The 21,282-nt window shown below is 40.8% G+C and carries 20 protein-coding genes and 1 riboswitch; of the genes, 9 read left to right on the forward strand and 11 right to left on the reverse strand.

Annotation, left to right across the window (positions count from 1 at the left end):
- Positions 1-371 precede the first annotated feature (371 nt).
- Positions 372-1,232 (reverse strand): CvfB family protein, encoded by an 861-nt coding sequence (locus BK582_RS20040; RefSeq protein WP_078596730.1) that lies wholly within the window; start codon positions 1,230-1,232, stop codon positions 372-374.
- A 334-nt stretch (positions 1,233-1,566) separates the two neighbouring features.
- Here BK582_RS20040 and BK582_RS20045 point away from each other — a divergent pair, with 334 nt between their 5' ends.
- The 3 genes from BK582_RS20045 (at position 1,567) to BK582_RS20055 (ending at position 5,544) form a co-directional block, all read left to right on the forward strand.
- Positions 1,567-2,787: an ATP-grasp domain-containing protein gene (locus BK582_RS20045; protein ID WP_078596731.1), complete on the forward strand. Its 1,221-nt coding sequence runs from the start codon at positions 1,567-1,569 to the stop codon at positions 2,785-2,787.
- 122 nt (positions 2,788-2,909) lie between these two features.
- Complete coding sequence (locus BK582_RS20050) at positions 2,910-4,145, forward strand: ATP-grasp domain-containing protein (protein WP_078596732.1); 1,236 nt, start codon at positions 2,910-2,912, stop codon at positions 4,143-4,145.
- A gap of 265 nt (positions 4,146-4,410) precedes the next feature.
- The gene (locus BK582_RS20055) at positions 4,411-5,544 is read left to right on the forward strand and encodes a histidine kinase N-terminal domain-containing protein (RefSeq protein ID WP_078596733.1); all 1,134 of its coding nucleotides are present in this window, start codon (positions 4,411-4,413) and stop codon (positions 5,542-5,544) included.
- 47 nt (positions 5,545-5,591) lie between these two features.
- Here BK582_RS20055 and BK582_RS20060 read toward each other — a convergent pair whose 3' ends face one another.
- From BK582_RS20060 to BK582_RS20075, 4 genes are all read right to left on the reverse strand, one after another.
- Positions 5,592-6,725 (reverse strand): TIGR04053 family radical SAM/SPASM domain-containing protein, encoded by a 1,134-nt coding sequence (locus BK582_RS20060; protein WP_078596734.1) that lies wholly within the window; start codon positions 6,723-6,725, stop codon positions 5,592-5,594.
- 527 nt (positions 6,726-7,252) lie between these two features.
- The gene (locus tag BK582_RS20065; RefSeq protein WP_078596735.1) at positions 7,253-7,492 is read right to left on the reverse strand and encodes a DUF2249 domain-containing protein; all 240 of its coding nucleotides are present in this window, start codon (positions 7,490-7,492) and stop codon (positions 7,253-7,255) included.
- A 103-nt stretch (positions 7,493-7,595) separates the two neighbouring features.
- Positions 7,596-8,252 (reverse strand): phosphatase PAP2 family protein, encoded by a 657-nt coding sequence (locus BK582_RS20070; RefSeq protein ID WP_169911161.1) that lies wholly within the window; start codon positions 8,250-8,252, stop codon positions 7,596-7,598.
- Positions 8,253-8,489: 237 nt separating this feature from the next.
- Entirely contained in the window at positions 8,490-8,849 is a 360-nt protein-coding gene (locus BK582_RS20075; protein WP_078596737.1) for an aspartyl protease family protein, read from the reverse strand.
- A 244-nt stretch (positions 8,850-9,093) separates the two neighbouring features.
- Between BK582_RS20075 and BK582_RS20080 the strand changes: the two genes are divergently transcribed.
- Together BK582_RS20080 and BK582_RS20085 are read left to right on the forward strand one after the other, a co-directional pair.
- Positions 9,094-9,705 (forward strand): YitT family protein, encoded by a 612-nt coding sequence (locus BK582_RS20080; protein WP_078596738.1) that lies wholly within the window; start codon positions 9,094-9,096, stop codon positions 9,703-9,705.
- 239 nt (positions 9,706-9,944) lie between these two features.
- Positions 9,945-10,349, forward strand: coding sequence for a hypothetical protein (locus tag BK582_RS20085; RefSeq protein ID WP_078596739.1), 405 nt, complete (start codon positions 9,945-9,947; stop codon positions 10,347-10,349).
- 88 nt (positions 10,350-10,437) lie between these two features.
- Here the strand turns inward: BK582_RS20085 and thiE are convergent, their stop codons facing one another.
- Genes thiE through thiW form a run of 4 tightly spaced genes read right to left on the reverse strand, consistent with a single transcriptional unit; the run spans position 10,438 to position 13,303 of the window.
- Positions 10,438-11,109: a thiamine phosphate synthase gene (gene thiE / locus BK582_RS20090; protein WP_078596740.1), complete on the reverse strand. Its 672-nt coding sequence runs from the start codon at positions 11,107-11,109 to the stop codon at positions 10,438-10,440.
- Positions 11,102-11,920, reverse strand: a complete 819-nt coding sequence (thiD, locus tag BK582_RS20095) for a bifunctional hydroxymethylpyrimidine kinase/phosphomethylpyrimidine kinase (protein ID WP_078596741.1) — start codon at positions 11,918-11,920, stop codon at positions 11,102-11,104. Before thiD ends, thiE begins: the two co-directional genes overlap by 8 nt.
- Before the next feature lie 42 nt (positions 11,921-11,962).
- Positions 11,963-12,775 carry a hydroxyethylthiazole kinase gene (thiM, locus tag BK582_RS20100; RefSeq protein ID WP_078596742.1) on the reverse strand — a complete coding sequence of 271 codons (813 nt, stop codon included), beginning with the start codon at positions 12,773-12,775 and terminating at the stop codon, positions 11,963-11,965.
- Positions 12,776-12,805: 30 nt separating this feature from the next.
- On the reverse strand, positions 12,806-13,303 hold the full coding sequence (gene thiW / locus BK582_RS20105; RefSeq protein ID WP_078596743.1) for an energy coupling factor transporter S component ThiW: 498 nt from the start codon (positions 13,301-13,303) through the stop codon (positions 12,806-12,808).
- A 78-nt stretch (positions 13,304-13,381) separates the two neighbouring features.
- A riboswitch (TPP riboswitch) is annotated at positions 13,382-13,488 on the reverse strand.
- Positions 13,489-13,634: 146 nt separating this feature from the next.
- On the opposite strand from thiW, the gene BK582_RS20110 reads away from it, so the two are divergent.
- Positions 13,635-14,570, forward strand: a complete 936-nt coding sequence (locus BK582_RS20110; RefSeq protein ID WP_078596744.1) for a 3'-5' exonuclease — start codon at positions 13,635-13,637, stop codon at positions 14,568-14,570.
- 45 nt (positions 14,571-14,615) lie between these two features.
- Here the strand turns inward: BK582_RS20110 and BK582_RS20115 are convergent, their stop codons facing one another.
- Positions 14,616-15,854, reverse strand: coding sequence for a DUF2515 family protein (locus BK582_RS20115; RefSeq protein ID WP_078596745.1), 1,239 nt, complete (start codon positions 15,852-15,854; stop codon positions 14,616-14,618).
- A gap of 202 nt (positions 15,855-16,056) precedes the next feature.
- Here BK582_RS20115 and BK582_RS27240 point away from each other — a divergent pair, with 202 nt between their 5' ends.
- The 3 genes from BK582_RS27240 to BK582_RS20120 all read left to right on the forward strand — a co-directional run bounded on the left by BK582_RS27240 (position 16,057) and on the right by BK582_RS20120 (position 17,277).
- A complete protein-coding gene (locus BK582_RS27240; RefSeq protein ID WP_167553214.1) occupies positions 16,057-16,233 on the forward strand; it encodes a hypothetical protein in 177 nt (58 codons plus the stop codon).
- A gap of 265 nt (positions 16,234-16,498) precedes the next feature.
- Complete coding sequence (locus BK582_RS27245; protein WP_167553215.1) at positions 16,499-16,660, forward strand: hypothetical protein; 162 nt, start codon at positions 16,499-16,501, stop codon at positions 16,658-16,660.
- A gap of 134 nt (positions 16,661-16,794) precedes the next feature.
- Positions 16,795-17,277, forward strand: coding sequence for a DUF456 domain-containing protein (locus BK582_RS20120; RefSeq protein WP_078596746.1), 483 nt, complete (start codon positions 16,795-16,797; stop codon positions 17,275-17,277).
- Between the two features lie 221 nt (positions 17,278-17,498).
- Here the strand turns inward: BK582_RS20120 and BK582_RS20125 are convergent, their stop codons facing one another.
- The gene (locus BK582_RS20125; protein WP_078596747.1) at positions 17,499-21,083 is read right to left on the reverse strand and encodes a dynamin family protein; all 3,585 of its coding nucleotides are present in this window, start codon (positions 21,081-21,083) and stop codon (positions 17,499-17,501) included.
- Positions 21,084-21,282 lie beyond the last annotated feature (199 nt).

Genomic DNA, 21,282 nt, shown 5'->3' on the forward strand with positions numbered 1-21,282 from the left:
GGGAGCTCGTTTTTAGGGAGAATAAGGGAAGGTTCTCCGGTTATGCGAACTAAAAAGTCCTGTTTTTGAACTTTTCAACTTAATAGGCGGAATCTCTCCGTCTATTTCAAAGATTTTTTATAATAATTACGAATTAAGCGGAATTTTTCCGTCTATCTATTAAATCTTTTGTTTAGACAACCTCACCCTGACCCATAATTACAAATCTTATTGATCCTGGATGGAACCGGAATTAGCAGCTATTTATCGACCAGTTGGTAAAGATTCAAATAAAAAAAAGGCGTATGCCAATTCATACGCCAAGTCTTGTCTCTTTTAATCATAACGCTCCCATTAACAGAACCCTTTAGAAAGTCCCACGGCAGCTATATTTATTCATCTGTGAGTATTGTTTTGCCATCTTTCTGATCGATCTTTTTCTCCTTCATTAGCTTTCCGAGCGCACGTTTAAAGGATGCTTTGCTTATGTTAAAAACCTCTCTGACTGCCTCAGGACTGCTTTTATCTGTATAAGGCATTTCACCGCCATTTTTTCTCAAGTAAGCGAGTACATCCTCGGCATCCTCAGACATGCCTTCCTGTTTCAGAGGGCGGAGGGTGACATTAATAGTTCCATCCTGTTTTACTTCAATAACTCTTCCCGTTACCCAGGAACCGAGACGAGGCTCTTCCTTTCGCTCTGTATGATGAATAAATCCTCTGTACCCTTCTTCTGTGATCATAAATGATCCTATTTTTGCAGACCGGTACACACGCCCCCCGATCTCTTCATTTTTCAATGTTTCAGGCGCCTTTTCATATTCTTCTTCCACTATGTTTTCAGTAACCGGCTTTGCCAGTAGTCTCCCTTTTTTATCTGTTCTGAGGGTTACGAACAGTTCGTCCCCTTCCTCAGGCCAGACATTTTCTTTTAGAGGAAGGTCATCCTTTGAAACAAGTATTCCTTTTTGAATCCCGATATTAACAAAAACACCGAGACCTTTTACTACCTCTTCGACTTCTGCCCAGCCGTACGAGTCCAGTGTTATTGAAGGGACTGCCATTGTTGCTGTAAGCTGTCCTTTTTTGTCAAAATACAAGAATACTTCGGTTTCTTCCCCTTCGGAAAGTTTCCCTTCAGTTTCATTTAAGTGCATCAGCACTTCTGTTTTTCCATTCGTCAGAACATACCCTGTTTCTATTACACGCGCTACTTTAAGTTCCTGTATGGTACCTGCTTTTAATGGTTTCATATAACCTCCTGCTTTCCAAATCGTTATCCAGTTTATTATCCCGTTTTTCATTATAGCTTATTGTTCCACAAGTTGAAAAATTTCACACTGCCCAATCCTTCATTCCTGCATGACAATCATAAAAAATCCTCAATGCAATCCTCTCCGCCGCGCGCTGCTTTTCTTCTGTTTTGTAGGTATAAATGTATATTTTAAGGCCATTCTGGTTTCAATATTAATTTTCATGGGTACTTTTCCAGTATAATTCAGGCCTGTTCCCCAGGCGCTGCAATGCAATACATTAACTCCATTTAAAGATAAAACTTCATATTACAGACTAAGGAGGAATAGCAACATGAGACAAGAGCGCACGAGTTCTTTAAAAGAAATAAAACCAGTATTTACGTTAGATCAAATATATGGCACAGATTTAATTTACAACCCTCGGCCTTCCATAGAAGACCATGGACATTTTGCTGATGATCCAGTAGTTAATGAAACACTTACCGGACGGGAGCTGTCCATACTAGGAGAAATGCCTGTTGTCTGCCGTGACGCTGTCTGCACTACTCCCGCACTTAATATACTTGAAAAAACAGGATTAAAAATCCCTCCGATAAGATATACCTACAGAAACACGGAAGAATATTTACAGCTTCTCCAGCTTTTCAGAGAGAAAGACCAGCGGGTGGTAATGCAATATCCTCACCCTAAAAAGGAAGTACCAGAAGATTTATACTGGGTAAAACCAGACGTAATTGAATATGTGAATGACAAAAATAAAATTGATGAGCTTGTTCCAAGTGATTATGTTCCTGAAAGAAAGACAATCAGTTATAAGCAGATGAAAGAAGAAATAGACAATAAGGAACTGACCGCACCAGTTGTGTTAAAAACTGGCGACGGGGAACCGACCGCTGGAGGATTCGGGGTTAAAATTTGCACCACAGAGGAAGACATGCTTGAAGCGATTGAGTTCTTTAAGCAAACACCGGAAATAATCGTTGAACAGCATATCGATTATCACAGCAATATATGTGTTCAGTATGCATGTAACACGAAAGGTGAAATCACTTATCTGGGCAACACAGAGCAAATTGTCAGCGAAGGAGGAAACCATAAAGGCAGCTGGGTGAATGTAACTGCTGATATGATGGATGAAGCCTCTGAAGCAGGCAAGGAGATCATGAAAAATGCCTATGAGAAGGGGTATGTTGGAATAGCAGGCTTTGACGTGGTCTTCACAGACACTCATTTTTACTTTATTGACCTAAACTTCCGAATGAACGCTTCAACTGGAGCTTTACTACTCTCCGAAAGCATTTATAATACTTTCGGAAAAGATGAAATCCGCCTGAATTCATGGACAAGCAATCTGGAATTCGATGACATGCTGGAGCTTCTGGAAAAATATATCGAAAAGGAATGGATCATCCCATTAAGTATTTTTGATCCCAGGTATGTTCCTTTTGAAACAGATGGAGCAAGAGTTACAGGGCTCATAATCGCTGATTCAAAGGATGAAATAAATAGTATGCTTGAAGAAATGGCCCAGGATGGACTGGTGACCTCTTAAAGTAAGTTAACTGAATTAATTATAAGAGGCTGTTTTTGAAGATCACGTAGTAAGGTGGCTTTATTTACAGCCTCTTTTTTTCTTAAGGCCTTTTAAATATGACAGACCAGGAGGAGTAACAAATGAATAAGGAAAGCAACACGAAAGCAGACAATTTTTTATCAGAACTGAAGCCAAGCATATCCATTGCCGAAATATACGGTGACAATCTCATTTATAATCCAAGGCCTTCTCTAGACGAACACGGCCATTTTGCGGAGAACCCAGTGATTAACGAAATCATCACCGGAAGGGAAATAAGTATAATGGGGAACACACCGATTATCTGTTGCGAGGCTGTGGCAACAGCTCCTGCTGTCGATTGTCTTGAAAAAGCAGGACTGCTTATCCCTCCGGTTCGATATACGTACAGATCAGAAGAGGAATATTTAAAGCTGCTGAAACATTTCACGGAACAAAACCAGAAACTGATTATCCAGCACCCTCACCCGGAACATCAGGTACCTGCTTCCCTTTACTGGATAGACCCAGCAATACCCAGGTTCCTGAATGATAAAAAGAACGTGGATAAACTAGTTCCTGAAGAGTATTGTTTGGCGAGAAGCACCCTTTCTTATGAAAAAATGGCTGAACAAATCAGTGATAACTCCCTTACGTCTCCTGTTGTACTAAAAACAGGAGACGGAGAGCCTACTGCGGGCGGCTTTGGCGTAAAGATATGTAAAACTTCCCAGGACATAGAGGATGCTCTGGAATTCTTTTCAGAGGTTGATGAAGTAATTGCAGAGCAGTATGTTAATTACAACAGCAATATTTGCATTCAGTTTGCCGCTGCTGCTGACGGAGAGATTACGTACCTTGGGAATTCCGAACAAATAGTGACAGAGGACGGTAATCATAAAGGAAGCTGGCTGAATGTAGATCATGAGAAACTGCCTGCTGCTGTTTCTGTTGGTAAAAAAATAATGAAAGATGCGCAGGAAAAAGGTTATGTTGGTGTTGCAGGCTTTGATGTGATTTTTGATGAAGAAAATTTTTACTTTATCGATTTAAATTTCCGTTTAAATGCCTCAACCGGAGGTCTCCTTTTGTTTGAAAGCATCACCCGGCAATACGGCATAGATAATCCGGAAGTCAGGCTCTATTCCTTCAGTTTCGAAAAGAAGTTTGATGAACTGATAAGCCTTCTTGAATACAGTGTGGAAAAGCGATTATTCACCCCTTTAAGTATTTTCAACTCTGAACACAGTGATTATAAAAACAGGGATTACAGAGTCACCGGCTTGATTATTGGCACGTCAAGAGATGAGGTATCAGCTAAAATTACCCGTCTCCAAAACGAAGGGATTACAACTTAAATACTAAATATTCTGTAAAACTTTAAAAAAACACTTTTCAGGGCCTTTAGTAACGGGTATATTTAATACGACTAGTAATATCCTTGTTTTTACAATTTATTTCTAGAAAAATAAAGGAACTTGGAAATATATAGCGAATTTTTATAATTAAGCGAAAATAGTTGGAATTCCCAACTATTTTCGTCTGCTTACATAGACCTATTTCCTGCTCCTTCTGTCAGATGGTGCAGTTGTTATACAGAGATTCTTTAAGGTGGTGATCCTGTTGGCTTCCTTTTCTCATAATTGCAGGCCGGCATCGGAAATTATTGTTGAATATCTTGAAAAGAATCTGCCTGATTTTCTCGAGGTTTGGGAGGAAAAGATTAAGATTGAAGAGAACGATAAATATAAGGACAATGTCCGGATTAACGGTCTGCAGATGTATGAATTAGTTAAACAGACTATGCTCGGCAGTATTGAAGAAAAGGAACTTCGTTCACTCGCAGAAGCAGTAGCATACCAGCGTATGGAGGCAGGCAGCAATATCGGCGAATTCGTTTATAATGTTAATGTAGGCAGATCAATTATTATTAAACAGGTTAACAGTTCAGGTGTTTCCGTAGCAGAACTCACTGAATCTATTGATAAAATTAATTCTCAGTTTGACCAGTTTTGTTATTTTGCCGTTACTAAATATACGGAATTAATAAATAAGAAATTGGAAGAAAAACAGAAATACATTGCTGATACACATAAAGATAAGCTGGCTATTTTAGGGCAGATGTCCTCCAGCTTTGTTCACGAATTCAGGAATCCTCTCACGTCAATTATGGGTTTCACGAAACTTCTGAGGAAAGACTTTCCCGGCAACAAATACCTGGAGATAATTGAAATGGAGCTCGATCAGCTAAATTACAGAATTACTCAGTTCCTTCATACGTCCAGGATCGATACAAGTGAAAAACGTTCCGAAACATTCGACCTTGAAGAACTATGTAATGAAATTATAAAATTTATTTATCCAAGCCTTCTTAGCGAAGACGTGATTGTTACCTCCGAGAATATTAATGATGTTTATGTAAAAGGAAACGCCAGTGAACTGAAGCAGGTATTTCTGAATATACTGTTTAATTCTATTGATGCGTTAAAACTAAGAGACAAACCACGTAAAATTCATATTGTCTGCCATAAGATTGAAGACCGGGCAGATATTACAATATCCAATAATGGACCGCCAATTCCAAAAGAAATTAAAGAAACTATTTTTGAACCTTTTTATACGACAAAGGAACTTGGAACCGGCATCGGTTTATTTGTCTCTAAGTCAATTGTAGAAAAGTATGGCGGCGAAATTACTTGTGAGTCTGGAGAAGAACTCACTTATTTTAAAATAGTGCTGCCTATGGATACTAAATAAACAAGCCCAGGCATAATAACTTTGCCTGGGCCTTATCTTTACTGTTTTTAAACCTCGGTTGCAGCCTTCTTCTTTCTCATTGATTTAGGAATGTAAACACAGAACGGTTCACTCTCTAAATAATCTCCTGTGACCGCATAGGCTCTGGAACGGGAACCGCCGCAAACATGACGGAATTCACACACACCGCACTTGCCTTTGTATAAATCAGGATTTCGAAGAGATTTAAAAACCTCAGATTCTCTGTAGATTTCAGGAAGAGGCGTTTCTCTGACATTACCAGCTTTTACAGGGAGAAGACCGCTTGGATACACATCCCCTATATGTGAAATAAAAACAAAGCCGTTTCCGTCGTTCACACCTTTAGGAGCTCTGCCCAGACCGTCAATCTGCCCTGTTGCTCCCTTTTTCAGTGCGTCAGCATACTTAATAGAATTGCCGCTGCTCTCCGCTTCTTTTTCTCTCATTTTATTTTGAATGACTACCCTTCTGTAGTGCTGGCCAGCGGTTGTTTTTATATCAAAAGGCACCCGCTTTGATAAATCATATAACCACTGAAACACCTTTTCATGCTGAACCGGAGAAATCATGTCACTTTCCTGCCCTCTTCCTGTAGGAACGAGAAAGAATACACTCCAGAGGACGCAGTTTAAATCTTCTACAAGTTTTGCCATTTCATCAAGATGATCGATATTATAGTTAGAAATAACCGTATTTATCTGGAGGGGCATTTCGAGTTCATGCAGGTACTTGATTGCATTCATTGTTAAATCAAAAGATCCGGAAGTTCCCCTGAAATGATCATGAATTTCTGCAGTAGGTCCATCCAGGCTGAATGCCCATCGTGATAACCCCACTTCTTTCGCTGTTTCCATTGCTTCCTTCGTAACGTTAGGTGTCGCTGAAGGTGTCATGGAAACCCTGACTCCTTTATCAATTGCATATTTTGCTATATCAAATACGTCTTTACGCATTAATGGGTCTCCGCCGGTAAAAACAAGCATTGGATTATTCATTGATTTTATATCATCAATAAGTTTTTTTCCTTCTTCAAAAGTAAGTTCTCCCGGATGCCTGCGGTATTGCGCTTCGGCTCTGCAATGGAGACATTTCAATTCACATGCTCTCGTTAATTCCCAGATAACTATAAATGGATTTTCATCATAATTTTGTGGAAACATATTCCCACCTCCGCTTGAAATACTTATACCTTTTTTATATAACGTCTGGTATGCTGGATTTTGCTGCTTTATTATGTTGGATAACTATATTATCCAGGAGTTCTGTGCAAATCCCTGAGTTAAGCTATCCTCTATTAAAAGCTTACCCTCAGGGAACGAGTGAAGCTGTGAGCAAAGTCACATACACCCGGCAGAAAACAAAAGTGTCACAATTTGTTTGAAATCTGAATGTCCTGTGAGCATATAACACAGTCACTGTACGGTTCCTATTATCGAACAAAAGTGCAAGCGCTTTGGTCACGAGCGACAAGCACTGGAAGGACTTTGACAGAAACCGCTCTTTGGCTTCTGAAAAGGCCTGAAGTGACCTCGAGCTCGTAAGCGCTGGAGCTGGACGACTTATCCACAGAATTAACTTTTATAATTTCCTAAACAACAACGAAAAACGGACTGCATTTCTGCAGTCCATCTTCCATCTGTTTCAATTGTAATTTTAATTTCTTGCTCGAACGGAATAGATTGTTCCTTTATACTTTTTTAATTGCCACTCTCCATTGTTCTGGTCCTTTTTCAAGGTACTCCCAGTCGTATTTATCTTTACGCTCCATCAAAAATTGATATTGAAGAGGACGAGGATCATGGTCATTTGTCAGTTCAAGTATCTCCCCCGATGCTAATCCATCAAATGCCTCAAATATTCTCGGATGCCTTACCCTTGGCTCAATATCCGGTGCATTAATCTTTTTCGCAAATTGTAATTCCTTCATTATGAGTCACATCCTTTCATTTGCCTTAATAATACCTCGCTTCTTTTATTAAGGATGTGAGCTGGAACACTATAGGTATCTTTTCCTTCAAGAAACGTCATTATTAATGATTTTTTCTCGCTGTTTCAAGAATAGCTGTACAAAAAAGCACCCACGCAGCCCCTGCAGTGAATCCTCCTATTACATCACTTGGGTAATGAACACCTAAATATATACGGCTTATTCCAATGAACAGAATACCGGCAATTAAAATAATTGTACCCCCAAACTTCAACCACCTGCTTCGCACAAGTATAAGAAGAAGATAGACTGCCAGTCCATAGACCACCATGGTCCCCATAGAATGTCCGCTTGGAAAACTGTGTCCTGTCACTTCAAGAAGAGGGTTAATTTGCGGCCGCTCCCTCTGGAACATTAACTTTAACAGCCAGTTAAACATCCCTCCGGCACCGCAAGCGACAAGATAAAAAATAGCTTCTTTATAATTTTTTCCTGCCATTACCAATATTGCAACTGCAATCGCGAAGATCGACAACCCCGGCACCGAACCCACATGAGTAATTGCAGTCATAACCACAGTCAGCCCGTCTGTAATCGGGGCCTGAATATATTCTATTACAGCATAATCGAATGCATGAAACTCCTGGTCCGCATACCCTTCTACAAAAATAAAGAATATAACAGTAAACAGAGCCAGCATGGCAGCAGCTGAATATATATATTTTCTTTCTTCTTTATTTACAGTAAACCTGAAACCCACCAGCATCCCTCCGTTCCAAAACATATAACTTATTTTCCTGCGAGGGAGCTGGCTTAAACATTAGGCTATATATACCTTTGCGGTTGATTTATCGTTACAGTTCGTCAGCATGCCGCCAGCATTAAAGTTTATGAAAGTACTCATTCCTTCAAATAAAAAAGAGTGTACCCCTCAAATACCTCTCAGGGTCCACTCTTTTGCTCTCTGGCTGGAAAAACTGACTCGCCTTAATAATCTTTACAGGATTCTGGAGCCGGACAGGGTCATAGAATCAAGATTAATTTTCGCTCCTACCTTTTTAAGGAAATCCATTCCTAATATCCCGTCAGCACCATCTCCCTCTGTGAACCTGGCGACCGCAACAGGAAAGTTAATTACCTTTAAAGGACCGGCACTTATCGAATCAACTACAAGCCCCTGTTCAGCAGCTTCTTTGTCGTGTACCGGTATTCCTTCGCTTTCAAGTGAGTGAATATTAATGGATGTTAAAGCTTCAGATGTGCTGACAACTACATTATTTAATTTAACTTTTATTCCAGAATAGGTAATTGTAATATCTGTTACGAGCAGATGACCATCAAAACGCATACTTTTCATTGATTATTCTCCCCTTTATTAAGAGTAAAAGTTGTTCCAGTTAGTAATTTGTCCTGCAAACTGCACATCCCTTCATTTTTGCAGCATTATAATTCTGTAAAAACGACACACTTTAACGCGAAAACGCGGTTACGCAGGTATTTGCGCAGACAACAGAATCTCTTTATAATCAAAAATTGTAATAAAATTATTTCAGGAAAATAATTACATAACTTATAATTTTCTGAACTCAGGAGTGTTATTAATGCAAAAGATTTTAAATATGATTCTGGGCTGCTTAATTGTGAGTTTTGGGATATTTATTCTGCAAAGCTCAGAAATAATTACCGGTGGAACGGCAGGGCTCGCACTCAGCCTGTCTTATACAGCGGCTGCTTCCTTTGCACTTATGTTCTTACTTATTAATATACCATTTTATGTACTTGCTTTCTTTAAAATGGGCTGGAAATTCACTATATCTACTATATTTGCGGTTACTTTACTCTCTGGAATGAGTGAAATTGTTCAGTTGCTTCCCGCTGCGGCAATGCATCCACTCGCTGGAGCAGTGATTGGAGGTACCATCATTGGACTCGGTCTGTCTTTATTGTTTATGAATGGTTCATCTCTTGGAGGCGCGAATATTCTGTCCTTATTTCTGCAGCAGAAGTATGGATGGGATCCTGGAAGAACTTTATTTATTTTTGATTTCCTGGTAATCCTTACCGGCCTTTATTCCGTAGGCTTAATCAGAGGGATTTACTCTGTAATATCAGTTATTTTCATCTCCCTGATTATCAGTTATTTCAAATCGAAAATCGCTGATAAAAACAATAAGGAAGAAACCTCTTACAATGAAAATACTGCAGTATCCTAAAGTAACTATCTGATTTCAGATCAGGGATTTATCTCACTTTAGAATCATTGTCTGGCTGTTTCTCTCCCAAATTTATTATTTAGATGTACTTTTTTCTTGTCATAAATTATCCATTTATTTTCCCCGAAAAATATATACAATACATGAATAATATGATAATATTTCCTGGAACTAAAAAATTATACATAAATTTTTGTTTTATATATAGTATCCGTTAACGAATTTGAGGGGGAGACAGAATGGAATACGGAAACTTTACATTAGAAGAGTTATATGAACAGGCAAACATCCTCTGCCAGAAGCATTGGGGTGTTAATTATACAGGAGGCATTGAACTGGTAAAGCAAGACTGGGAGCGCCGCAACGGAGTATTTATATACGACCATGATACAGAGGAAAGATTCATAAGAATGAGTGCACCAAGAAATAGTATCAGGGCAAAGGATGAAGTACTGAAATCACTCCTTCATGAACTTGTACACTGGCGCCTTCACTCTCAAAACCTTCCGGCACGGGATGACGATAAAGAATTTATTCTCGAAGCGATCCGAGTGGGAGCTTCTATCAGCTTAACGAAAAAAGCACAGGAAGCATTCCTTAAATATTCCGGTACGGCAGCACCTGCCGAGCCAGTGCCTTCATAATTCATATAATTTCAATTAAACAAAGGACGCCTGAAGATAATCAGGCGTCCTTTTCGTTACACTTTACGGCAAATATATAGCGATGACGTTAATTATTGTATGCTTTCTTTCCTGAGCTTACAGCTTCAGCAATTTCACTTGCAGCCTTTTTCGGATCGACTGAATGGCTGATTGCTGTAATAACAGATACTCCATCAGCACCGCTGCTGGTTACTTCTGCCGCATTGCTTTGAGTGATACCGCCTATTCCTACAACCGGTATTTCATAATCAGAGTTTCTGACAGCTTCGATCAGCTTCGTACCCTGAACTTCTTCTGTATCCAGCTTAGTAGCTGTCTGGTAAACCGGGCCTATCCCTATATAGTCAGCCCCCCCATTAACTGCTCCTTCCACTTCCTCCATGGTATGAGCAGAAACTCCGATTATTTTGTTCCCCAGCCTCGTTCTGACAGTTTCAATATTTTCATCGTCCTGGCCTATGTGAACGCCGTCAGCATTCAGTTCAATGGCCAGATCAACATCATCATTCACGATAAAAGGAACGCCGGCATTTTTACAAATTTGCTGCAGCTCTGCAGCAAGTTCGTATTTCTCTTTTCCCGTTAAAGCACCTGGCCCTTTTTCTCTGAACTGAAAAAGCGTAATTCCCCCTTCTGTCGCTGCCTTTAATGTTTCCTGAGGCATAAATTTGCAGTTTGTACTCCCCATTATAAAATATACTTCCAGCAGCTTTCCGAGATCAGCAGCAAACTTACTCATTATGCTCACCTTGCCGCTGTTTTCTCTTATAAGCCCAGTGGTTTGTTGGCCCATGCCCATTCCCAATCATTAAATCCTCTTCAATTGCTGAATGGATAAATAATTCAGCTACCTCCACTGCTTCCTTAACAGCATTCCCTTTCGCCAGCTCCGCTGCAAGGGCCGCGGAAAAAGTACAACCTGTTCCATGTGTGTTTTTAGTGGCAATTCTTGATTTTTTAAAGGAAGAATACTCTTTTCCGTCATACAATAAATCTGTTACTCCCTCTTCGTCTCCATGGCCTCCTTTTATGAGTACATATTTCGCTCCCAGTTCATGGAGCCTCGAAGCTGCTTCTTTCCTGTCCTCAAATGTCTTTATTTCCATTCCTGCGAGAACTTCAGCTTCAGGAATATTCGGAGTTAATATAAGTGTTACTGGAAGCAAATGTTCTTTCAAAGCCTCAACAGCCTCTTCCTGCAGCAGTGAAGCACCGCCCTTCGCAATCATGACAGGGTCTGTTACTACCTTATCCCATTGAAACTTCTTTATTTTCTTTGCAACAGCTTCTATGATTTCTGCGTTAAAAAGCATACCCGTCTTAAGAGCATCCAGACCCATGTCTGTTCCGATTGCTTCAATCTGCTCTTCTACCGCTTCTGTAGTAAGAGGGTATACACCGTGTACACCAAGGGTATTTTGCGCAGTGACAGCTGTGATTGCCGACATTCCGAAGACGTCGAGTTCCTGAAACGTTTTTAAATCTGCCTGAATACCAGCTCCGCCGCCACTGTCGGAACCAGCAATCGTAAGTGCTTTAAATGACTTCATTGTCTTCCCCCTGTATATTTATTTGATAAATCTGTGTCATGTTTATTGCTGTATTTTTACTTTCGCTTTACTGTTAACTGTGCTTTCATCCAATGCAGACAACTTGTCTAAGAATTCAATCTGAAAGCTTCCCGGACCTTTTTCTTTTGTTGCTTCCGCTGCGAGTTCAGCGGCAATTCCGTATGAAGATACGGCTGAAGCAGCGGCACGGGCATAATCTTTTTCAACTGCACAAAATGCACCAATCACTGCAGTTAACAGACATCCTGCCCCGGTTACTTTTGTCAGCATTGAATCTCCGTTATTGACTGTGTATAACTCATCACTATTTGCTATAACATCTGTCTTTCCTGTAATTGCAACTACTGTACCTAATTCTGAAGCCGCATCGCGGGCAAGCTGAATCTTTTCTGATTCTTCGTCATTCGTTTCAGCGTCTACCCCTTTAATAGCCTGTTTCCGGCCAATCAGGTTCGATACTTCCGCCATGTTACCTCTTATGACCGATAGTTTAACTTCCCGGATTATTTTTATTGCGCTGTCGGTCCGGTAGCTCGTCGCACCAGCACCCACCGGGTCAAATATTACTGGCACACCTGCTTCATTTGCCGCTTTACCCGCCAGCAGCATTGCTTCTACTTTTGTTTCATCAAGAGTCCCGATATTAAGGACAAGAGCCTGGGAAATCCGCGCCATATCGGCTACTTCCTCCCTGGCGTATGCCATAACCGGAGAAGCCCCGAGCGCGTAAAGGCCGTTAGCCGTAAAGTTTGTAACTACAACATTTGTAATGTTATGGATAAGTGGTTTAGCTTGTCTCATTTCAAGCAAAACGGATCCTGGTTTTACTAACATCCTGAAACCTCCTTTTTTGTATGTATCTGTTTAGCTGTCCGTATCATACTTCCATGCTCTGGATTTTTTAATTCGAGTAACGATCAAATACCCAAGAAGCGCCCCTGAGAGGCTGCTTACAAGGAATGCAGGTATATAAAAGAATGCTCCGGCTGAAGTTCCAAGGAGCAGTGCTGCGTACGGAACTGCAAACAACGGGGCAATCAGCCCTGAACCAATAATTTCTCCAGCAGATGCCGCCCATGTTCTTTTCATCTTCCGGTATAAATAACCAGCAAGAAAAGCGCCGATCATCCCACCGGGGAAAGCAAGCAGTGACCCCGTACCCATGAAGTTCCTGATCAGTCCTGTTAAAAATGCGATAATTACCGCGGGCACCGGACCGAGTAATACCCCGGCGATTACATTTACAGCATGCTGTACAGGAAAAGCCTTAGCAACTCCTGCCGGGAACCAGAGAAATGAAGAGCCTATTACAGCTATTGCTACCAATAAAGCGATATACGTTTGTTTCTTTATTTTGCTCATAAATCTCCTTTCTTTTCTGCCGCTAAAAAGCCGGGTCATAACCAGACCCGGCGACACGCATAAAAATAGTGGATTGAATTACTCAGTCTACTACTTTCCTACGCTGGAATTGTCCAGATCAGGTTCAAAGAGTTGAAAAATCAAATAATTTTTCTCTCAGCCTATTGGCACCTCTAGCAGTGTATGAAGTTGTCTTTATTATAAAGGATGTTTCCCTGTTTTGAAAGCAGAGGCCATTCCCTCCCCTCTGACAGAACATTTTCCAGAAATTTGTACTTTCATACAAGCCGGTTATCTTATATAATGTCTTGTTGGGAAGGTGGTGAATTAAGTGGCTGAAGTAAAACAGTATATCTTCTTTGATTTTGAAATGCTATGTTCTAACCGGGGGATGACCTTTAACAATATGGAAGCGATCCGACTAGGAGCTGTTAAGTACGAGCTTGAGACGGAAAGCGTGGCCTATTTTGATATGTATATTAAACCTCAGCATAAAAAGCCTTTGAGCAGATTCTGCAAAAAGCTAACAGGAATTACGGATGAAGACCTTGCTGATGCACAGGATTTTAAAGAGGTATTTCAAGCTTTTCTGACCTGGGTGGGAGGAGTGAAAAAATCCCGCTTTTTTTCATGGTCAACGAGTGACCTGCTTCGCCTGAAACTGGATGCAGAACGTCACATGCTTCATGAAACTACAATTAACAAGATCGAGAAACGGTATGTTGATTTTCAGGGTATTTTTACGAAGAGGGTTTCAAAGACAAACCCATCTGTAGAAAACGCCCTTGCTTTTTATGATTTAAGCTTCCTTGGGGAAAAACATAACCCGATGTATGACGCTTTCAATACACTCCGTATATACTTGAGCTTTCAAAAGAACCCGGTGAAATCAGACCTTGTGATGATCAGGCAGTTTATTCTGGAGGACTTGCCGGAGAGCTCTGAGGAAATTAATAAAAAACTTAAAGAACAGCTCGCAAAAGATGTAGCCGGCTATAAAAAGGAACTAAGCGATATTTATAAAATGAAAGATGCTGGGAAAATAGTTAAAAGAACGAGACGGCTGGTCGAAAAATACGAAAATGTCCTGATTAATCGTTCCGGAATTTTCACACAGGAGATAAAGGAAAGTATTAACCTCCTTGTTGTCTTTTATCATGATCTTTTATCCTGTTATGAACATCATTTTAACCATTCATCTAAAATAATGGTACTTGAAGACCGGATTACAGAGCCAATTAACGAGCTCTTACTGAAGCGAGGATGAGATCCATCTTCCTTCGTACATAAACGAATCTTCCCAGTGATCTTCCTATTTCCCCTTTTCGTTTCTTCTTGTGGACCCTATTAAAGAGAGCTCATACAGGTCCAGGCAATATTCATTTGTCTGGTCAAAAGATGCAGGTGTTTTTGTCCTGCTGAAATGTCTGAAAACCATTTCCTGCTCTTTTTTGAACCAATTCTCCCCGGTAAGGTTTTCATGCTCGACATCTTTCCAGGCATCAGCCAGTCTTGGGCTGTAAAGAAATGGTTCTTCAGCTTCAGCACAATCGTGCCATATATTTTTATTACTTTTATATTTTTTTTCAGTGAACATATGAGGCCAGAAGTCTGCCCTTGAACCGGTATGAGGGACTCCTGCTGCATATTTAATTATTTTTTCATGGATGGACGGAATACCAAACAATATCCCGTACAGCCGTTTACCCAGTTCAATTCTTTTGTCTACATTCGAAAACTGTTCAACATACTGTCCTGCCAGTCTGACTTGGTTATCTGCAATTCTGTAAGGGAATATCACTCGGGAAAACCGTAGAGTTTCCTGAACAACAAACTGCCAGGACTGTAATACTTTTTCCTGGTATCCGCTATCCTGAACTACGGGAACTTCAATATTATATTGTTCATTAATAATGAGAGCGACAGTGAGCGTTTTTGAATCCCCCGTCTTATAAAAGTGTTCCCAGAACGGGATCATAAATTCGGATACTCCTGCATTTGGAAGAAGCTTGAATAATTCCCGTGATTGCTTTTTGCTCGCTTCATACAAAAGCAGCTGAGGATATGCATCACGAAAAATAGCAGCGTTCGCACGCTCCAGAAACATAAAATATTCCTTTTTATCTTGCTCCCCCAGCAGTCCGGATACAAGACTTCCCTTCAGGTCCGTCATGTTCCAGCCGCCGTTTCTCGAAACCATATGAGCGAGCAGCGCCCAGTGAACTCCCCTGTTTTTCAGGAAAAAATCAAGATAAGCCGCTGTTCTTGTAACATTATTCCGGTTTTTTTCTCTCGTTTCTTCAATTATGCTGTTAAGCAGATAGTCCTCCTGACTGGAAGCTGCTGTATCTTTCTTGAGTGTTTTTTCCTTCAGGTTTTTCTTTATTTCTTCCAGCTGCTTTTTATCCATCCTTAGCTTTTTCCATTCGTCACTTATGTGCTGCCTGTTTTTTAGTTCTTTGGCTTCACGGAGGATATACAGCCACATTTTTGAAGGGTATTTCATTAATTTTCTGCCTGTCTGAACCAGCTTTAAAACATTCTTTTTCATACTGGCTGCCCCTCCCTCACTTCTCTTTGTTTCTATACTATTTTGACCCCTGCCTGATATATGATAACTGTTTTAAGCATGTATTCTTAAATAAACTTGTGGTAAAGTTCACCTCACATAAAACCCCGGATTTAGCCAAATATAATTAATGTTTGGAACTGGTTTCAGTTCTTAAACAAAATCCTTTGAGGGGGCTTGCAGCATGAACATGAATATGTTCGGAAATAACAAGCGTAACAACAACAGAAATGGATTAATGATGTCGTTGGTTGGTATCGGTCTGGGCGCTGCTGCCGTCAGTATGATGCGAAACAGAAACAATAACGGCAACAACATGATGCAACCAATCCAGAACGCTTTAGACGAACTTAGGCACTAACGTTCAGCTGCTTGTAATTCTTTAAGCTGCCTGCAGAAACTGCTCCGCCTGCGGAAATTTCCGCAGGCAGTTTGTTTTCTGCTCATAAAGTGAACCTTCAATCAGTGGGGGGTTTATACATCCCCCACTGATTGTTAGTTGAACCAATCGGGATGTTAGCGTCCGTTATCTCCCGCCTGAACATTTCCGCTTCCACTCATATTTTGAGGCGGGAGTTTTACGGACGGTTGCATCGGGATAAACCAGAAAAGGAGGTTACACTATTATGTACGGAAAAAAGAAGGCACAATACGAAGAACCTAAAATTGCTACCGGGATCGATGATGATGAAGAATTAAGCGCAGAAGCTACACCTGAAGAAATTAAAAGAGGAGAGTACACGAAAGTAATTACACTGAGTTACGATGATGAAAGAACAGAAGAATAATATTAGTATAGCTGCCTGGGAGAATTACTCCTGCAGTATGAACTGCAGACTAAAGATTACCCGCCAGCTTCCCTCACAGGCTTTATAATTGTCGTTTTAAGCCCTGTCCTGTAGAATTTAACAGGGGTGATACAATGGAAACGATTCTTTGGATAATTATTATTGCATGTTTTATCATCAGTTTCGTTGGTCTGATTTATCCAATTATACCTGCTGTCCTTATGATCTGGATCGGGGTAGCGCTATATCACTTCTTTATTCTGTCTGAAATAACCTGGTGGACGTGGAGTACTTTAATCGTGTTAACTATATTTATATTTGCTGCTGATTATGCAGCGAGCATGTACTTTGTTAAAAAGTACGGAGGCTCGAAATGGGGCAGCAGAGCGGCTGCTGTGGGGATTATTGCAGGGATTTTTGTATTTCCTCCCTTCGGAATCCTCCTCGTGCCTTTTGCTCTCGTACTCCTGATAGAACTTACACAGGGTAATGATTTTTCCCAGAGTTTGAAAATTGCTTTCGGCACATTGCTCGCTTTTCTCAGCAGTACGTTTGCGAAAGGTCTGATTCAGCTGTTAATGATTCTCCTGTTCTTTGTTAATGTCTGGTTTTTCTAAGAACACAATTAAGGCAAATATAAAAGGAACGGAGACATCAGGCCCCGTTCCTTTTCGTTATCCAATCGTTGATTTGTTTTTACACAGAATCAATTTCATAATTTAAGATTTGCAACTTTAATTCGAACATTATCTAAAAAGCTTAGACAGTCGCCGTCTTACGCTGCAATCGATAAGAAACATTTCTCTTTTTTTATACAAAGTCTATAAATGAAATTCATTCACACAACATATTTCTTTAATTCTTCTGCTTCCCGCTCGAGAGATTCTTCTTCTTCTTTGTCGAACATGACCTCAAAACGTTCAAGCTCGTTTTCTGCCGCGTTGGTAAGCCTTATCCTTACTTCCTTCTCTACCTCTTGGAGTCTGCCCTGGACTCTCACCTTTATCTCTTCAGCGGCTTCCATGACCGTTTCTGCAGCTGCTTCTGCACCAGCTGATACAAGAACTTCCTTTAGCTCTTTGACTTTCCCGTTTTCAAAAAAGTCTTTTTTGGATTTTACATAACCAGTATATTCGCCGGCATTAACAGCAATTTTGTTATTCACTTCAGTTAATTCCACAGGCTCAATCTCTACCTCATTGTCACAATAAAGGTACGGAAGCTCCTGTTTCATTTCCTGCGCCTGATAGGTAATCCATTCTTCCGTACGGCGTTTCAGTTTTTCTTCAATTCGGATGAGGGTAGCTTCAAGCTCCTGTTTAAGAAAATATTCGCCCTGTCCCTTCCAATCGTTAATTGCGCCTTTGAGCTGGACCTGCAGTTCTTTCTTCGTGTCGCCAGTCAGCACAGTGACATTGACAGCCGTTGAATAATAGTCATTCAGAACGTACTTCATTCGATCCCGCAAGTATACAACAAGCTGATCAAATTCCTGCATAACATCCCTCGAAGCGTCAGTAAAGGAAACTTTTCCGACACGTTCCCGCTCCGCTGCAACTTTATCCTTCAGCTCCTCGTGCTTTTGTTTCTGTTCTTTCTCCTCTGATCTCATAAACGCTAAACTGTCATTTGCCTTATCGGACAGCTGCTGGAGCTCATGCCGGATCATCTTCTGGCTGAGCTGCTTAAGCTCTATAATTGTATGGTCATAGAATGACTTTTCGAAATAGGAAAAATCCGTCTTCTCTTCGCTATTTTTCTTTTTAGCCTTCAGACCTTCCCTGCTTGAAAGATGATACAGCCGCGGCTTATCAATCCCGTTACGGACAAGCTGGTCGTGCACATGTTTTCTTACACCGTTCAGCTCCCCTGGGCTTCCCGCAAGGTCTGATGCATTGATTACGAAATACAGCTTATCGCTGCCGAAACTTTCGTTCACTTTTCCCATTTGCTGAAGGAAGTACTCATCTGCCTTAGAAAAAGCGTGATTATAATACGTTAAATAAAAGATCGCATCCGACTGGCGCATTTGCTGAAATGCTACATTTGTATGCCGCCCATGGATGGAGTTAACTCCCGGGGTGTCAACAAGCACAATACCCTGTTCAGTCACCGGGCAGTCATAAAAAATGTTTACTTTATCAATTAGGCACGCTTTGCTTTCATCGGCAACAAGATTCTGCATTTCAGAAACCGGTACTGAAAAGCTTTCTCCCAGTTTCCACGGTGAGACTGAAAGACTTTCCTTGATTGTCATCAAATACTCAGCGTACGTTCTTTGCATACTTGAAAAATAATCCTGAATGTTCGCCTTCCAGCTCTTAAGAGAATTAATGTTCAGATCAGCATCAAGCTGGCCGCTGACCTTGCCTATCTCATCATTTAACGCTTTTTCTGATTTAATGTAAACTAAAGCTGTGCCGTGCTTATTCTCCTCTGTGGATTTTTCCACCGTGTTTACTGTCGCAGTCGTTGGGTTTGGCGAAACCGGCAGCACCTCTTCGCCAATCAATGCGTTCGCAAAGCTGGATTTTCCAGCACTGAACGCACCGAATAAAGAAACGATAAAGCGCTGATTTTCATATCGGTCTATTCGTTTCAGCAGATTTCCACGTTCCTGGCTGAGCAGCTTTCTCCCATCGTTTTTCTGAAGAACATCTTTTATATTTCCAAGCCATTTGGCTGTCTCTTCTTCCGAAAAATCCACAGAAGTAACTTCAGACACTTCAGACCAGTCTGTTTCAATAACACTTTCTTCAGGCAGTACTATATTTTCAAAGCCATTAAAAGAGTTATCTGGAAAGCCCTTTTTCTCCGTATCACGAAGCTGGTCTGTGAAAAAGCGGCTGGAAGGGTATTCCCCCAGCTTCTCCCTTACGACTTTCAACTGCTCATTATAGTGTGCAGACAGTTCATCAAGCTTTACCTGGTATTCTTCCAGTTCCTCAAATTCCTTTAGTTTTGTGGTAAGCTCCTGTTCTCTTCTGTCGTAATAATCCTTCATACCCTTGAGTTGAATATTGAGGAGATTTTGTGCTTTACCTCTGAGATCCCTGATAATAAGCGTGGTGATTTCGCCTGTAAAAGTAAATACGTAATCTCTGCTGGAATGCCCTGTCTTAACATTGGACGTTAGTAATTCAGGGGTCACTTCATAATCCAGTTCATCAATGGCTTTTTCAAATTCTTCCACATTGGAAAGCTTTGTTCTGTCAACATTACGGTAATAGGACTGAAGATGGAATAATAGCTGAGTTTTTACTTTATCCTGAAGATCTGCTGTCAGTTTTTTAAGACGGTTCTCCTGCTCCTCTTTTGTTTTCTTTCCTGAAAACAATAAGCCGACTTTAAAACCAGGCTGAATACTCTCAATCCAGTTCCTGGCCAGCTCAGTAGTGGAATACGGGAACAAAGTTACATTTTTAAAGAGTCTGCCGATTTCCTCTTCAAAGCCCGCTTCCAGCTCTTCTTCATAATTCCTCACCGTACCAAGCTCCTGCACGAGGCCTTCTTTCTCCTCTAACTGTGACCCTTTAAAACCTCTCTCTTCCATTTCTGAGATTATCGTATCTTTCCGCTCCTGCTCCTCTTCCTGAAGGCGGTTTTCCACCGCACTGAAAAAACCTTGCTCCAGTCTGGACCTGGATCCTTCAAGAAGTCCGCCACTATTGTAGAGCAGCGACTTTATCTTTTTTTCAAATCGGGGAAATTCATTCAGCCGGTGTTCCGGATCTTTCATCGTGGTAAAAAACATATCAAGATAATCGATTTCCCAGCGGCTGAATACGTCTTTCACCGACTGCTTAAAAACTGAAAAGGGAATTTCGTTTTCATTATGCTTGTCAACCTGGTTAATTAAAATATACACAGGCTTTTTTTCTGTGCTCAGCTGTTTCAGAAAATACAGATTCGTTTCTGACTGCACATGATTATAATCCATCGCATAAACAATCACGTCTGTCGTATAAAGCTGTTCCACAGTCACCGCCTCATGAGTTTCATCGGTGGAGTCCACTCCTGGTGTATCAAGTATGGCGCTGTGTTCTCCAAGGAAAGGAAGCGGGGCTGTTATTGTCATTCCGGAGATTTCATTCCCGTTCATCCCCCACTCCCGAACCTGGTTCCACGGAATCTCTCCTTCCCAGGATTTTTCCTTTTCTTCCTCGGTTCGAACCTTGAGACCGAGCTCTCCATTCGCTATCCGGATAATATTAGCGCTGGTTGGAATCGGGCTTGTTGGCAGCACCTCTGCTTCCAGAAGTTTATTTAAAATAGTTGATTTACCTGCTGAAAAGTGGCCGCAGAATGCCACCTCGAATATCTTTTCTTTTTGTTTATCTTCAAGCTTTTTCAAGCGAAATTTCTCTTCAACAGAAAAAGGGATTGTTTCCTCCTGCTGATGAAGTGCATCTGTTATGCTCATCGCAATCCACCTTCCTAATTTCGTACCATATCAACTATAGCGAATTTTCGTGAAAATTTGAAGAAGAAAACGCTTTTTTCTCTTATGCGGCATATATATGCGTTCTGTTTACTTTTTCCCAGGGCAGGATGCTTCCACACATCTCAAAGCCCGGAAAAGAATTTATTAACTGAACCAATTTCTTAATTTAAAATCTCCA

It is taken from the genome of Evansella clarkii (genome assembly GCF_002019695.1).
In the GTDB taxonomy this organism is placed as follows: Bacteria; Bacillota; Bacilli; order Bacillales; family Salisediminibacteriaceae; genus Evansella; species Evansella clarkii.

Bases quoted from the DNA above. Each gene is read 5' to 3' on its own strand.
- BK582_RS20040 (WP_078596730.1), bottom strand. From the start codon at position 1,232: ATGAAACCATTAAAAGCAGGTACCATACAGGAACTTAAAGTAGCGCGT.
- BK582_RS20045 (WP_078596731.1), top strand. From the start codon at position 1,567: ATGAGACAAGAGCGCACGAGTTCTTTAAAAGAAATAAAACCAGTATTT.
- BK582_RS20050 (WP_078596732.1), top strand. From the start codon at position 2,910: ATGAATAAGGAAAGCAACACGAAAGCAGACAATTTTTTATCAGAACTG.
- BK582_RS20060 (WP_078596734.1), bottom strand. From the start codon at position 6,725: ATGTTTCCACAAAATTATGATGAAAATCCATTTATAGTTATCTGGGAA.
- BK582_RS20065 (WP_078596735.1), bottom strand. From the start codon at position 7,492: ATGAAGGAATTACAATTTGCGAAAAAGATTAATGCACCGGATATTGAG.
- BK582_RS20075 (WP_078596737.1), bottom strand. From the start codon at position 8,849: ATGAAAAGTATGCGTTTTGATGGTCATCTGCTCGTAACAGATATTACA.
- BK582_RS20080 (WP_078596738.1), top strand. From the start codon at position 9,094: ATGCAAAAGATTTTAAATATGATTCTGGGCTGCTTAATTGTGAGTTTT.
- BK582_RS20085 (WP_078596739.1), top strand. From the start codon at position 9,945: ATGGAATACGGAAACTTTACATTAGAAGAGTTATATGAACAGGCAAAC.
- thiE (WP_078596740.1), bottom strand. From the start codon at position 11,109: ATGAGTAAGTTTGCTGCTGATCTCGGAAAGCTGCTGGAAGTATATTTT.
- thiD (WP_078596741.1), bottom strand. From the start codon at position 11,920: ATGAAGTCATTTAAAGCACTTACGATTGCTGGTTCCGACAGTGGCGGC.
- thiM (WP_078596742.1), bottom strand. From the start codon at position 12,775: ATGTTAGTAAAACCAGGATCCGTTTTGCTTGAAATGAGACAAGCTAAA.
- thiW (WP_078596743.1), bottom strand. From the start codon at position 13,303: ATGAGCAAAATAAAGAAACAAACGTATATCGCTTTATTGGTAGCAATA.
- BK582_RS20115 (WP_078596745.1), bottom strand. From the start codon at position 15,854: ATGAAAAAGAATGTTTTAAAGCTGGTTCAGACAGGCAGAAAATTAATG.
- BK582_RS27240 (WP_167553214.1), top strand. From the start codon at position 16,057: ATGAACATGAATATGTTCGGAAATAACAAGCGTAACAACAACAGAAAT.
- BK582_RS27245 (WP_167553215.1), top strand. From the start codon at position 16,499: ATGTACGGAAAAAAGAAGGCACAATACGAAGAACCTAAAATTGCTACC.
- BK582_RS20120 (WP_078596746.1), top strand. From the start codon at position 16,795: ATGGAAACGATTCTTTGGATAATTATTATTGCATGTTTTATCATCAGT.
- BK582_RS20125 (WP_078596747.1), bottom strand. From the start codon at position 21,083: ATGAGCATAACAGATGCACTTCATCAGCAGGAGGAAACAATCCCTTTT.